Annotated in this window: 13 protein-coding genes and 1 pseudogene; 4 read left to right on the plus strand and 10 right to left on the minus strand. The window is 55.7% G+C overall.

Annotated features, from left to right (window positions below; genetic code table 11):
- Genes BUA44_RS08730 through BUA44_RS08745 form a run of 4 tightly spaced genes read right to left on the minus strand, consistent with a single transcriptional unit; the run spans position 1 to position 2597 of the window.
- On the minus strand, positions 1-576 hold the full coding sequence (locus BUA44_RS08730) for an acyltransferase (RefSeq protein WP_072810903.1): 576 nt from the start codon (positions 574-576) through the stop codon (positions 1-3).
- The gene (locus tag BUA44_RS08735; RefSeq protein ID WP_072810905.1) at positions 560-1753 is read right to left on the minus strand and encodes a DegT/DnrJ/EryC1/StrS family aminotransferase; all 1194 of its coding nucleotides are present in this window, start codon (positions 1751-1753) and stop codon (positions 560-562) included. Before BUA44_RS08735 ends, BUA44_RS08730 begins: the two co-directional genes overlap by 17 nt.
- Positions 1753-2187 (minus strand): sugar 3,4-ketoisomerase, encoded by a 435-nt coding sequence (locus tag BUA44_RS08740; RefSeq protein ID WP_178348775.1) that lies wholly within the window; start codon positions 2185-2187, stop codon positions 1753-1755. The genes BUA44_RS08735 and BUA44_RS08740 overlap by 1 nt, the downstream gene beginning before the upstream one ends.
- Positions 2184-2597, minus strand: a complete 414-nt coding sequence (locus BUA44_RS08745) for a sugar 3,4-ketoisomerase (RefSeq protein ID WP_072810907.1) — start codon at positions 2595-2597, stop codon at positions 2184-2186. Before BUA44_RS08745 ends, BUA44_RS08740 begins: the two co-directional genes overlap by 4 nt.
- A 61-nt stretch (positions 2598-2658) precedes the next feature.
- Here BUA44_RS08745 and BUA44_RS08750 point away from each other — a divergent pair, with 61 nt between their 5' ends.
- Together BUA44_RS08750 and lexA are read left to right on the plus strand one after the other, a co-directional pair.
- Positions 2659-3657, plus strand: coding sequence for a GNAT family protein (locus BUA44_RS08750; RefSeq protein ID WP_072810910.1), 999 nt, complete (start codon positions 2659-2661; stop codon positions 3655-3657).
- Between the two features lie 243 nt (positions 3658-3900).
- The gene (gene lexA / locus BUA44_RS08755; RefSeq protein WP_072810912.1) at positions 3901-4548 is read left to right on the plus strand and encodes a transcriptional repressor LexA; all 648 of its coding nucleotides are present in this window, start codon (positions 3901-3903) and stop codon (positions 4546-4548) included.
- Positions 4549-4685: 137 nt separating this feature from the next.
- On the opposite strand, the gene BUA44_RS08760 is transcribed toward lexA, so the two are convergent.
- Positions 4686-5930: a DUF1015 domain-containing protein gene (locus tag BUA44_RS08760; protein WP_366868209.1), complete on the minus strand. Its 1245-nt coding sequence runs from the start codon at positions 5928-5930 to the stop codon at positions 4686-4688.
- A 99-nt stretch (positions 5931-6029) separates the two neighbouring features.
- Positions 6030-6527, minus strand: a pseudogene (locus BUA44_RS16140) (DUF2062 domain-containing protein); the annotation flags it as partial.
- An 82-nt stretch (positions 6528-6609) separates the two neighbouring features.
- Here BUA44_RS16140 and greA point away from each other — a divergent pair.
- Together greA and BUA44_RS08770 are read left to right on the plus strand one after the other, a co-directional pair.
- Complete coding sequence (gene greA / locus BUA44_RS08765) at positions 6610-7077, plus strand: transcription elongation factor GreA (protein ID WP_072810917.1); 468 nt, start codon at positions 6610-6612, stop codon at positions 7075-7077.
- Positions 7078-7166: 89 nt separating this feature from the next.
- Positions 7167-7961 (plus strand): TatD family hydrolase, encoded by a 795-nt coding sequence (locus tag BUA44_RS08770; RefSeq protein ID WP_072810919.1) that lies wholly within the window; start codon positions 7167-7169, stop codon positions 7959-7961.
- Here the strand turns inward: BUA44_RS08770 and BUA44_RS08775 are convergent.
- The 4 genes from BUA44_RS08775 to BUA44_RS08790 form a co-directional block, all read right to left on the minus strand.
- Positions 7958-9952, minus strand: a complete 1995-nt coding sequence (locus tag BUA44_RS08775; RefSeq protein WP_072810922.1) for a putative bifunctional diguanylate cyclase/phosphodiesterase — start codon at positions 9950-9952, stop codon at positions 7958-7960. The two genes, BUA44_RS08770 and BUA44_RS08775, sit on opposite strands and share 4 nt — an antisense overlap.
- Positions 9953-10462: 510 nt before the next feature.
- Complete coding sequence (gene gdhA / locus BUA44_RS08780; protein ID WP_072810924.1) at positions 10463-11812, minus strand: NADP-specific glutamate dehydrogenase; 1350 nt, start codon at positions 11810-11812, stop codon at positions 10463-10465.
- A gap of 320 nt (positions 11813-12132) precedes the next feature.
- A complete protein-coding gene (locus BUA44_RS08785; protein ID WP_072810926.1) occupies positions 12133-12978 on the minus strand; it encodes a patatin-like phospholipase family protein in 846 nt (281 codons plus the stop codon).
- Positions 12975-13721, minus strand: coding sequence for a lysophospholipid acyltransferase family protein (locus BUA44_RS08790; RefSeq protein WP_083579556.1), 747 nt, complete (start codon positions 13719-13721; stop codon positions 12975-12977). The genes BUA44_RS08785 and BUA44_RS08790 overlap by 4 nt, the downstream gene beginning before the upstream one ends.
- Positions 13722-13754 lie beyond the last annotated feature (33 nt).

Genomic DNA, 13754 nt, shown 5'->3' on the forward strand with positions numbered 1-13754 from the left:
TCAGCCACCTATCTCACGTATCACACGCGCAGGCACACCGCCAATGACGACATTCGCCGGGAACTCGCCCGATACCACGGAACCAGCCGCGACAACGGAATTCTTGCCGATGGTCGAGCCCTTCAGAATCATCACGCGGTCGCCAATCCAGACGTTGTCTCCAATAACCACCTTCCCCGTTTTCGGGTTTCCATCGATGCGTTTCGACGGGTCAATCTCGTGGAAATCGCTGTCGAGCACGGTCACCGAGGAGCCCACAAGCACGTTATCGCCAATCTCGATTCCCTCGCCTTCAGATACGGCGGTGAACCGGTTGCAAATCTGGCAGTTCTTGCCGATGGAAATTTTTGAGTCAACGTTGCGCGGGTTCAAGAACTCGTACGATGTCCAGAAACCAGCATCTTCCATAAAGCCGAATACCGTGCCCTCGCCCACAGACACACGCCCCTTCCCTTCACAGAGCACAGGCGCAACGGAACGGAACTTTCCTTCGGGTTTCGCGGTCGAGATGCACTTATAGAAGCTCACGCGCGAGGTTCGCACCAGCTTGCGGATGATTCTAGCAAACAAACTCATTCAGCGCTCCTATAATTTCGGTGACCTCGGCGTCCGTAAGCACCTGCGACACGGGGATGCTCAATACAGTCTCGCCCATCGCCTCTGCAATCGGGAACTTGGGATTAGCGGGCAAAAGAACGTCCATTGCACCGTTTATTGCGCCGCCCTCCGGCCCAGCCGCGTAGGCCTGCTGCAAATGCGGAGGAATCGGGTAAAAGATGAGCGTCCCGATACCGCGTGCCTCGAGATACTTTTGCAGGGCATCGCGCACCCGCCGGTCAGGCGTGCGCACCGTAAACACGTGCCACACGTGCTCCCGCGGGTCTGCAGGGATTTCGGGCAATCGCACCAGCGGGTTATGCACCTCGCGCACGTAGCGGGCAGCAATTTCGCGCCTCCGCTCATTCCACGCATCAAGATGCGGGAGTTTCGCAAGCAAGAAGGCCGCCTGAATTTCGTCCAGGCGGGAATTGACGCCGCGGTAACGGTTCACGTACTTCTGTTCAGAACCGTAGTTGCCGAGCATCCGCACCACGCGGGCAAGTTCGGCATCGTCGGTCAGGACCATGCCCGCATCGCCGAGCGCCCCGAGGTTTTTCGTCGGGTAGAAACTGTAGGCGACCGCGGCGCTTTTCATACCCGCTTCAGCGCTTTTCGAATCGGCGGGCATCTCAGCGCAGGCATTAAACCGCGCACCGTGCGACTGCGCGGCATCCTCGAAAAGAAGGAGGTCGCGCGTCTTGGCAAACTCGCCAATAGCCTTCATGTCAGCCAGGCGCCCATACAGGTGCACCGCAAGAATCCCGCGCGTCTTTTCCGTGCAGGCATCCGCAAGCCGTTGCGGGTCGATATTGAAAGTCCTTTCGTCAGGTTCCACGAGCACGGGCACGAGCCCCGCCGCATTTACCGCAAGCACCGTCGCGATGTAGGTATTCGCGGGCACAAGAATTTCGCTACCCGGAGCCAGGTGGCCAAGTTCAATGGATGCACGGAGCATCAGCGTGAGGGCATCAAGCCCGTTCCCGACACCTACCCCATGCGCAAAACCGGAGTAGGCGGCAAATTCCTTCTCGAAGCGTTCGCAATAGGTACCGCGGATGTACCAGCCCGATTCCACGACCGCCGAGGCAGCGTCCTTCAAAGCGTCCATGTAGGGAGCATTCACCTGTTTCAAGTCAAGGAAAGGAATCTTCATTACCGCTCCTTCTTGAACTTGAGGTATTCGCCGTAATCGCGCCAGTAGTCGCTCTCGTCAAACTCGTGCGAAGTGAGCACCAGGCAAATGGAACCCGAAGAGAACCCGAGTTCCTCGGCCCACACTCCGGGCGGAATATGCAGCCCAAAATACGGGCGGTCCAGGCGATAAACCTTCTCGCTCTCGCCGTCAGAAACCTTGATATCGAAAGCACCGCTCGCCGCGACCAGCAACTGGTGGCATTCCTTGTGGGCATGCCCACCGCGCGTCACGCCGCCGGGAATATCGTACAGGTAAAAAACACGCTTGATATCGAAGGGAATCTCCTTCGAATTCTGGATAGGCGTAAGGCTACCCGAACGCTCACTTATCCTCGGGAGTTCAATGAGCGAGCACATGTCGATGCGGGCTTTCTTCAAATCCTGCTCGTTCATTTGCGTACCTCGCGGATAAACTCGTCAAAATCGCGGATGTAGTCCTCCTCGGAAAAATCCGCCGAAGAAACGACTAGCGCAAGCGAATTGGTCGAGAAGTTGTCGAGGGTCCTGAAGTGCATCGGGGGCAGGTAGAGCCCGTAGTACGAGCGCGAAAGGGAATAGCGCTTTTCTTCTACGCCGTCGTGCACCACCACGTCGAAACTGCCCGAAAGCGCGACGATGAATTCCTTCTCCGTCCTGAAAGCATGGCTTCCGCGCAGGCAACCGCCCGGCACGTCGTAAATCCAGTAGGTGCGCCGGATTTCGAACGGGACATGCTTTCCCGATTCCAAAAAGCTCAAGTTTCCGCGTTCGTCGAGGAACTTGGGCAGCTGGATGATTTGCGCTTTTTCTTCAAAATTCGGCATATTACGAAAGTAATATACAAATTTTGGTGTTTTGGAGGCGGTAGATTTGTATCTTTAAGGCATGTTCAGCGTTTTGCCATACGATTCGCACCTCGAGGCGCGATGGGACCGGTTCGTGATGAGCGAATCGGTGAACGGCACCTTTTTGCAGACAAGGCGATTCCTGAACTACCACCCGCAGGGGCGATTCAAGGACGCCTCCTTCATGCTGGAATCGAGCGGCACGATTGTCGCCGCATTCCCCGGGATTCTTACCGATGCAGGGCAGTGGATTTCGCACCAGGGTTCCACCTTCGGCGGGCCCGTAATTTCCAGGAACTTCTATACCGCAGAGCGCGTCATGCACATCATGGAATGTGCGGAAAATTACCTGAAGGGCTTCTGCAGGAGCGTGAAGATGCGGCCCACATCGAGCCTGTTCTCGCAGGAACCGACCGACCTCCTGGAATACGTGCTGGAGCACCGCGGGTACACGCGCAATTCCGAACTGAGCGCCGTGTGCACGCTGGAGGCAGGCAAGGACCCGCTCGAGAACTGCGAAAAGACATGCCGCTCGGTATTCCGCAAGTCGCAAAACTTCAATCTCGAGTACCGCGAAATGACCGACGCGGAACTGCCCGAATTCTACAGGCACCTGAGCAACCTGGAATCAAAGTTCGGCACAAAACCCGTGCACACGCTCGAGGAACTGCTCGACCTGCGCCATAACCGCATTGCAGACGAAGTAAAGTTCCGTGCCCTGTGGATGCGCGACACGGACCATGCAAATAGAGAAAAGTTCGTTGCCGGCATGATGCTATTTGATTTTAAACAAACTAACGTACGCCACGCGCAGTACATCGCCCCGAACGAGGAAATCCGCGAGTTCCAGCCCACGACCGCCATGTACATAAACGTAATGCGCGAGGCAGCCCAAGACGGCATCAGCAAGTTTTCGTGGGGAACATCCAACGGCATGGCGGGGGGCGCCTTGAACCTGCCCCTGTTCAAGTTCAAGGAATCCCTCGGTGCAAAGCCCTCGCTGAACCTGATTTACAGCAAAGAAGAACTGCCGGGATAACCCCCAAATCGTCATCCCCGCGACCTTAGTTGTCATCCTGGAGGGAGCAACGCGACCGATAGGATCCAAAAGCTAGTTGTCTTGAACACAGCAGACTCTCGCGCAGACAGCGCAAAGAACCCGAAAAACAAGCCCAAAAGGCAAATATTTGTAAAAAGTTGCATTTTTGTGCAGTGAACCTATTGACAATTGCCCAATTGTGCATTATATTTAGGAATATAAATTCATAATGCGAGGTTTATCATGGATAACAGCAAACGCAAGGAACTGACCACCCGTCAGGAAGAAATCTACGAATACATCAAGAAGTATTCCCGCGAAAACCACATGCCGCCCACCGTCCGCGAAATCGGCAACCATTTCGAGATTTCCTCGACAAACGGCGTGCGCTCTATCCTCGCCGCCCTCATCAAGAAGGGCTACATCAACCGCTCCCCGCGCCTCAGCCGCGGCATCGAGATTGTGGATACTGACGGTTCCGCCGCCGATTCCGCACCGAGCAACACCATCGAGATTCCCATTATCGGCCGCGTGGCCGCGGGTACGCCCATCCTCGCCGTACAAAACCTCGAAGGAACGGTCACCATCGACCGCGACTTCCTCGCCTGCCGTTCCGACGTATTTGCCCTGCGCGTCAAGGGCGATTCCATGATCAATGCCGGCATCTTCGACGGCGACCTCATCTTCGCCCGCCAGCAGCGCTCTGCCGAACGCGGCGAAATCATCGTGGCGCAGGTCAACAACGAGGCCACCGTCAAGTACTACCAGCCGCAGCACGACCACATCGAGCTCAAGCCCGCTAACCCGAAGTACCGCCCCATCATCGTGAACAAGGGCAGCGACTTCTCCATCGCGGGCCGCGTCATCGGCGTGATGCGCAAGGTGAACTAAGCGCGAAATTCATTTATACAGAAAACCCTGCCGGTGCGGCAGGGTTTTTCGCTTTTTAAGACCCTCGCCTTTGCGAGGGTGACGAAATAGGCTTTGCGAGGGTGACGAAATAGGCTTGTCGAGGGCGACGAAGCGGGCTAGTCGAGGGTATGGACCAGCAGGCCGTCACGCAGCTTGGGTTCGAACCAGGTGCTCTTCGGCGGCATGATTTCGCCCGCATCGGCGATGTTCATGAGCTGGTCGAGCGTAGTCGGGTACATCGCGAACGCGCAGGCGCATTCACCGCTGTCGACGCGCTTCACCAGTTCGCCGAGACCGCGGATGCCACCGACGAAGTCGATGCGCTTGGAGGTACGCGGGTCGTCGATGTCGAAAATCGGCTTCAGCACGAGCTTCTGGAGCAAGGCCACGTCGAGGCTGTCGACCGGGCCCAGGTTCTTGAGGAACTTGTCCTTGAACGTGCAGGCGTACCACTTGCCCTGCAGGTACATATTCACCTGGTTCTGCTTTGCCGGGTGCTGCATCTCGGCGAGCGGCTCAATATCGAACACCTGCTTCAGCTCTTCCATGAGCTGCTCCGGCGTGCGGCCGTTCAGGTCCTTCAGCACGCGGTTGTAGTCCAGAATCTTGAGTTGCGTGCTCGGGAACAGGATGGCCAGGTAGCGGTTGTATTCTTCCTCGCCCGTGTTCTTCGGGTTCTGTTCCGCGCGGTAGCTTGCAGCGCGGGCTCCGGCGGCACTGCGGTGGTGACCGTCGGCAATGTAGCTCACCGGAATCTGTTCAAAGCTCTTGCGGATGGCGGCAATCTCGGCATCGTCATCGATAATCCAGACCGTGTGGCCAAAGCCGTCGCCGTCGCTCACGAAGTCGTAAACAGGCTTGCGCTTGGTAACGGCACCGAAAAGGTCGAACTGGCCGTTGTCGCGATAAGTGAGGAACACCGGACCGGTATTGGCGTTGGTGTCGAGCACGTGGCGCAGGCGGTCTTCTTCCTTGTCGGCGCGGGTAAGTTCGTGTTTCTTGATAATGCCGTTGAAGTAGTCGGCGGCGGGCACGGTGCACACCAGGCCGTACTGTTCGCGGCCGTTCATCGTCTGGCGGTAAACGTACAGGCAGTCCTTCTTGTCGTGCGCAATGACGCCATCGGCAATCATCTTGTCGAGGTTCGCACGGGCATGCGCATAGACCTTCGGGTCGTACGGGTCAACGCTGTCGTCAAGTTCGATTTCGGCACGGGTCACGCGCAGGTAGGAATGCGGGAGCCCTTCGGCCATGGCCTTGGCTTCGGCGCGGTTCATCACGTCGTAAGGGAGAGCGGAAATGTCCTTGGCCTCGGCGGGGTTCACCGGGCGAAGGGCCTTGAACGGATAGATGTGCATCATGGGCTTCTTTCCTTTGTGAGATTCCTTGATTAAAACTTCGTCCTCGGAAATGAGGTTGTGGATATAGCCGGTCTTGCCTTCAATCCACTTCTTCTTGCGGTAACTGACAACGAAATACGCAATGAAGAAGAAAATGAATCCGGTGATAGCGGCAACGATGGTTATACCAATCATGAAGGCGAGCAGGTGACCGGCGGCATTTTCCCAGAGGTTCTTGACAATATCCAAGCAGTTGCGGATAGACATGCGTTCGAATTCACCCAGAAAGTCAAACTTGATCGGGTCGGGGTCGACAATCTTGCAACCGATATAGTAGCCCGAGGGGTAGAATATGCCGAACTGGGTCACGGGGTTTGCCACGAAGTCGGCCACGACACCCGGAACCTTCGGCAGGCGGAACAGCGCACAGATAGCCACGGTAAGGATGATGGCAAAACCGATGGTAGGCCACACGCCAATAAACACGCCAATAAATACGGACCACGCGACCTTCAAGGAATCCTGGCGACGAGGAAACATGCGATTGTAGTAAATACGGCTCAAGCGCTTGTACTTGGATTCCTGCTTGCGCGCAGGTTGATGGTGACGAAGTTTCATAAGCGCGCACAAAGATAGAAATTAGACGAAAGATGCGAGGCGAAAGACAAAAGAAAATCTCGGAAATTCTATTTTTTGTGGTATGAAGCACGTTATTTCAAAGGAAGGATTCGAAAAATACAAGGCAGAATGGGAACAGCTCAAGTACGTGGAGCGCCCCGCCATGATAAACCAGGTACAGGCGGCCGCCGCAGAAGGCGACCGGAGCGAAAATGCGGCCTATACCTATGGGCGCATGCGCGTACGCGAAATCGACCGCAGGCTGCGCGAACTTGACCGCATCCTCGACGGAGCAAAAATCGTGGAAATTTCCGCACCCGAGGACGGCTCCATCCGGTTCGGCGCGACAGTGAAGCTGCTCGACAAGAAGACCAAGCGCGAAAAAGCGTACAGCATCGTCGGCGAAAAGGAAATCGACCCGCTGCAGGGCAGAATCAGCCTCAAGTCACCCATCGGCGAAGCCCTCGTCGGCAAAAAAAAGGGCGAAACCGTGCAGGTTCAGGCCCCCCGCGGAACCATCACCTACGAGATACTTGAGGTAACCTACTAACAATGTGAAATGTGGAGTGTGTAATGTGAAATGATTAGTCACTCACCACTCACCACTCACCCCTCACTCCCCACTCCACACTTGTCATTATGTTCGTCGACACGCATTGCCACATAGATTCCTACGAGCGCCACGCCGGAGAAAGTTTCGACGCGCTACTCGCCCGCCTGCGCGACGACGGCGACCCGAATATCGAGCTGCCCGAGGCGTTTATCCACGTGGCATGCGACCCGGCAGACTTCGAACGTGCACGCGAGCTCTCCGAAAAACACCCGAACGTCTACGCCGCATACGGAATCCACCCGGAATACGTCGACACCGAAACTCCCGATGACGAAGCACGCATGCTCGAATACCTGAAGCACCCCAAGTGTGTCGCCTGCGGGGAGTTCGGGCTCGACTACCATTACGACCCGGAATCGCGCCCGCGGCAGATAGCCCTCTTCGAGCGCCACCTGCAACTGGCGCTCACAAGCGGAAAACCCATCGTGCTCCACCTGCGCGAAGCGGACGACGACGCGCTCGCCGTACTGCGCGGCGCCGACATCCGCAACAAGAACATCCATGTGCACTGCTTTACCGGCACACCCGGATTCGCGGAAGCGCTACTCGCCCTCGACGCGAACATCTACATCGGGTTTACCGGCATCATCACGTTCAAGAACGCACAGAACGTGCGCGACGCCGCGGCCATCGTACCCGATAGCCGCATGCTCCTCGAAACGGACTCCCCCTACATGGCGCCCATCCCTTACCGGGGCAAGCCCTGCCATTCAGGCTACATTCCCTACATTGCAAACAAACTTGCAGAAGTAAAAGAAAAGCCCGTAGAAGAAATCTACAGGCAAGTCCGCGAAAATACGCGCCGCTGTTACGGAATCTAGGCTATCTGCGCAGCCGCACCTGCAGGCACTGCACCGCCCGCGTAGTGCGCCTCCATGTACTTAAGCGCATCTTCGGGCGAAAGCGGAACACTAAAGTAGAATCCCTGAATGTTACGGCAGCCCTCGCTCCGCAGGAATTCCAGCTGTTCCTCAGTTTCTACGCCCTCGGCAATCAGTTCCAGATTTAGGGACTTCGCAATCCCGATAACCATCTTCGCGAATGCCGCATCTTCCTCGTCGTCGGCGACGTGGTCCACGAACGACTTGTCCATCTTGAGCGTATGCACCGGCAAGTGCTTCAGGTAAGAAAGGCTGCTGTAGCCCGTGCCAAAGTCATCGATGGAAATCTGCACGCCCATGCACGAAAGTTTGCGCATGATGTCCGCCGCCTTCTCCACCTCGCAGGTCGCCGTGTACTCGGTAATCTCGAGTTTCAGGTTACGCGGGTTCAGGTTCGTCTCGGCGAGCACGCGCTTCACGTCGTCGACCATCGATTCCATCGCAAACTGCTTTGCCGAGAAGTTCACCGCAACGCGGATGTCCTTGAACCCCAGATCCACCCACTTCTTGGTCTGGATGCACGCCATCTTGAGGATAAGCGCACCCATCGGCACAATGAGCCCGGTCTCTTCGGCCAGCGGGATGAATTCTGCCGGAGAAACAATCCCGTGCTCGGAATTGTTCCAGCGGACAAGCGCCTCGAAACCGACAATCCGGTCCCCGCTAGCGATATCTATAATGGGCTGGTACATCAGCACGAATTCCTGGGCCTGGATGGCGCGGCGGATTTCGTACTCGAGCTTGTAGAGCTTCATCGCCTTCTCGCGGATGCCGCCCGTCACGAACTGGATTCCGCCATGCTGCCCGCTCTTCTTCAGGTTGCGAAGCACTGCATTCGCACTCGCGAGGATATCCTCAACACAGTCCACATCACTATTCAAGACAACCGCCATCGACGCACTCACAAAGAGCTCGCTACCGTCCAGCTGGATAGGCGCCTTAATTTTCGTGTGAATCTGCTTCACCTTCGCAAGCAGGTCCTCGCGCACTTCGCTACCCTGGATATCGTGCAAAATGACCGCGAAAACATCGGGCCCGATACGCGCCAGAACGTCGTTCTTGCCGCAGGTCGCCTTGATGCGCTCGGCAACCACGCGCAACACGTTATCGCCAAAGTTGATGGAATAGGATGCGTTTATCGCCCCGAAACTGTCGATATCGAGGAGCGCCACGCCAAAGGTGTATCCCGGTTTCTGGGCGGCCATGTCCACGTCGACCTTGAGCTTTTCAAGGAAGAACTTGCGGTTATAAACACCCGTAAGCGCATCCTGGTAGGCGTAGTAGTACTTTTCGCGGGCAATGGCAGACGTGTCACTTGCGGTTATGGAACCGATAACGCGGATAGGCCTGTTTTCGGAATCCATCTGCAGGCGTCCCGCAATCATAATCTCTTCGGGCTTGCCCTTCATCGGCGAAGAAAGCCGGAGCACCTCGGAAAAGTCCTCGCCCGTCTCGAGCGCCTTCATGAACTTTTCCCTGAACGCGACCCAGTCACTCTCCATCACGTAAGACTCGAGCGCCGAGAACGAGTCCTCGAGAAGTTCCTTCGCGCCAATCAGTTCCGCCACGAGGTTGGACCAGTACACCTTCCCCGTCGAAACGTTAAATGTCCAGAAGCCCTCGTGCGACACGTCGATCATCATCTGGTGGAGTTCGCTCTGCTCGTGCAGGTCCTTCTGGAAATCGCGAACGGGCTCGGTATCCACCTTCGTCGGGATTTCCACGTCGGTACGCATCTTCTTGCGGTTACCTACCGTCGGGAACGAGTAGAACAGGGCCAGGTACGCAATAAAGATGATTGCAACAAAATAGGGGACAAACGCCATCACATGCCCCGAAAAATGCAGAATATCGGGAACAAACGCCGCGAACATAAAGCACGCGAACAGGAGCGCAAAACGGAGGATTTTGTGTTCGTCAAAAAGTTTCATCTATATGACACCCAATGTGCATAAAATAACTCAAAAACCCCAATTTAGATTATTCCCGATTGAATTAAAGCAATTTTGTAAGTAAAAAAACCGCTCCAAAAGCGAGTATTCCACTTTGGAATAAGCCTTTCTTTTATTCCATAAAGAGATATTTCTGGTATAAAAGACATGCGGGAGGGGCCCCAGCTCGGAGTGGACGCCTACTCCCCAAAGAGGATAACTCAACTAAGCCACTAAAGTGGCAAGTTTCGTATAGGCGTCCGTGGCTGCACTCGGTCATATCGGCAAGTAAACTTGCCGCTGCGACACTCGTTTGCACACTACTGCGAAGGCCAGAACATATAAAAAAGCCCCCAGCTTTTTACCGAGGGCAGTTTCCCGTGAGCAAGAATCTAGCGGATTCGGTCGTATCCGTGAGCAAAAAAGGGCGACCAGTATTAACTGGTCGTCCTTTGCGAGAGCGAGCGCAGACCGGAGAAGTGGTTCCCGAGTCTAGCGCGAGCGGTCGTATTACACAGCGCCCTGCCACTTCATGGCATCGGCAACCTTGAGGAAGCCAGCGATGTTTGCACCCATCACGAGGTTGCCCTTCTGGCCGTACTTGACAGCGGCAGAGGAAGCAGCGGCGTAGATGCTCTTCATGATGCCTTCGAGCTTCTTGTCCACTTCTTCGAAGGTCCAGGAGAGACGTTCGGAGTTCTGGGACATTTCGAGACCCGATGTTGCCACGCCACCAGCGTTAGCAGCCTTGGCAGGTCCAAAGAGAACGCCAGCCTTCTGGAAGGCTTCGATAGCTTCCGGAGTAGACGGCATGTTAGCACCTTCGGCAACGGCCTTCACGCCGTTAGCGATAAGAGCCTTGGCACCGTCGAGGTCGAGTTCGTTCTGGGTAGCGCACGGAAGAGCGATGTCGCACTTGACCGTCCAAACACCCTTAGAACCTTCGTGGTATTCAGAACCCGGAACGAGCTTGGCGTATTCGCTGATGCGGGCGCGCTTCACGTTCTTGAGTTCGAGAACGACGTCGAGGTTGATGCCGTTCGGGTCGTAGACGTAGCCGTTGGAGTCGGACATGGTCACGACCTTGCCACCGAGCTGAGTAGCCTTCTGGCATGCGAACTGGGCAACGTTACCGGAACCGGAAATCACCACAGTCTTGCCTTCGAAGGAGTCGTTGGCGAGGTCCTTGAGCATTTCGCGGGTGAAGTAGCAGAGGCCGTAGCCAGTAGCTTCGGTACGGGCGAGAGAGCCACCGTAGGAGAGGCCCTTACCGGTGAGAACGCCCACAAATTCGTTGCGGATGCGCTTGTACTGACCGAACATGTAACCGATTTCGCGAGCGCCAGTACCCTGGTCACCAGCCGGAACGTCCGTGTCGGCACCGACGTGCTTGCAGAGTTCAGTCATGAAGGACTGGCAGAAACGCATCACTTCGTTGTCGCTCTTGCCCTTGGGGTCGAAGTCGGAACCGCCCTTGCCGCCGCCCATGGGGAGCGTGGTGAGGCTGTTCTTGAAGATCTGTTCGAAGCCGAGGAACTTCAGCATGGAAAGCGTAACTTCATTACGGAGACGGATACCGCCCTTGTACGGGCCGATGGCGGAGTTGAACTGCACGCGGTAGCCACGGTTCACCTGAACGTTACCCTTGTCATCGAGCCAAGGTACGCGGAAGGTAATCACGCGTTCCGGTTCGACGAGGCGGTCGATCACGCCGTTGGTTTCCCAGGACTTGTCCTGTTCGAGGACGGGGTCGAGGGATTCGAGGAATTCGCGGACAGCCTGATGGAAGAGGGCCTGGTCCGGATCGCGGGCGACGACCTTGTCATAGACTTTCTGAAGGTAAGCATTCTTGATTGCCATTTTATATATCTCCGTTGAGAGTTTTGATTGTTAATGTTTTTAACGCTTGTAAAGATAGCAAAGGGGCATGACAAATAGTGAAAAACGGGCAAAAATCTTCAAAAACTTACATTTTTGTAAGTTAGTTTTTTGTCAGTTTTAAAAAGTTTGAATTTTCGTTAAATTTCACGGCATAGAAATGCAAAAACCTACATTTTTGTAAGTTTTATATTTTCACTATCATTCGTAACGAAAATTTTACAGACGCCGGGTATGCTTTAGAGCGTTTATAAAGATCCCCGCCTACGCGGGGATGACAGTTGAACAATGTCAGGGATGATTTAGAGTTCGAGGAAGGCCTTCAGGTCGTCCATGCGGCGCTTCGCCATCTCGACTCCGTGCTCGTAGGACTCGTTCATCTTGTCCATGTCGGTATCGAACTGGTCGCACAGTTCTATGAGGGGGCGAACCAGGAACAGCCTCCCCTCCTTCTCGAGTTTCTCCATCTGCACGAACATCTTCTCGTAACGCTTGAGACGCACCATCAGGGCGCGGAAAAGTTCGGGGTACTTGCGCTTGTACATCGGGTTGAGGATTGCGCGGTACTTGCGGAAATCCGTCACGGCCTCGCCCGGGTAATGCGTCGAAACAGCCACCACCTTGTCGCAGCCCTTCTCGAAGGCGCGCTCATACGGGATAGGGACCGTAATGCAGCCGTCGGCGTAGTGCTTGCCGTCGAGAGATGCCATCGGGAAAATCATCGGGAGGGCGCAGCTCGCGCTAATCAGGTCCAGAAGGCGCTTCTTGTCTTGCCTTTCGGACTTGAACTCGGCGCGGCCGGTCTCACAGCAGGTGAGACCGATTTCGAATTCAATCTTGGAATTCCGGTAGGCCTCGAAATCGAGCGGCATCTTGCCGTCGGCCGCGAGGTAATTCAATGCGTGAAATTCCTTCTGGATTCCGATAAACTTGCTCGCCCATTTTTTGCCCTCTTGCAGGCGTGTCGGGAGAACGATAAACTTGAGCCTTCCCTGCTGGCGGGTAATGAAGTTCACCGCCGCGTGCGCACCGGCGGAAACGCCCGCAACGTAATTGAAGTCTATACCCTCGTCGAACCAGGTGTCCAGCACTCCTGCGCTGAACATCGTCTGGCGCGAGCCTCCTTCCAGCACCAACCCCGCCTTCACGCATTCCCCCTATTGTCATCCCCGGCCTGACCGGGCGGACAGCACTTAGAGCTTTGCTCTTTAGTGCGCATGGCCTCCAAGGTGGGGATCTGTTCGGACGGAGTTTCTGCCGCAATGGGCAAAACCGGCGGTTCGGCAACGCCGAGCGCACGCTGCTTGAGCGTCCAAACCTTCTGGCGGAAATACTCACTGCGTTCGGCCAGATGCTTCGAAGAAGGTATGCCCTTCACGCGCTCGATTTTTTCGGGCTCGCCCACGACTATGCGGGTGCGGCGCCCTATCTTGTACACACCTTCAAGGCCCACCGAAAGCACGGGAGCGCCCGTACTACGCGCAAGGAAAGCAAAGCCCGTCTTGAATTCGTTCAGCAGGCCATCGTAACGGCACTTGCCCTCGGGGAAAATAATGACGTTGTTCCCCTTTTCAAGTTCGCGCTTCGCTAGCAAGGCCCATTCGGTATCCAGGTTAAAACGGTCGCAGGGAATCACGCACTTGACACGCGTCAAAGCCCAGCTGAAATGCGGGGCTTCCACCTGGTCCTTCGCCACCACGATGCTCTTCTTGTGGAAAAAGATGGCAAGCATCATGAGGGGGTCCCACATGCTGGTATGGTTCGCGATAATAACCGAGGGCGTCTTGAGCCGCGGGGACTTTACCGAACCCGCAAAAGTAATCTTCGGGCGGTACGCCACCAGCAGGTAAACGCGCACGGTGTATATCACGACCACCATGACGAACTGCATAAAAAGTTCAAACAGAAAATTTTTCTTCTTTAC

The organism is Fibrobacter sp. UWR3 (genome assembly GCF_900143055.1).
Classification (GTDB): Bacteria; Fibrobacterota; Fibrobacteria; order Fibrobacterales; family Fibrobacteraceae; genus Fibrobacter.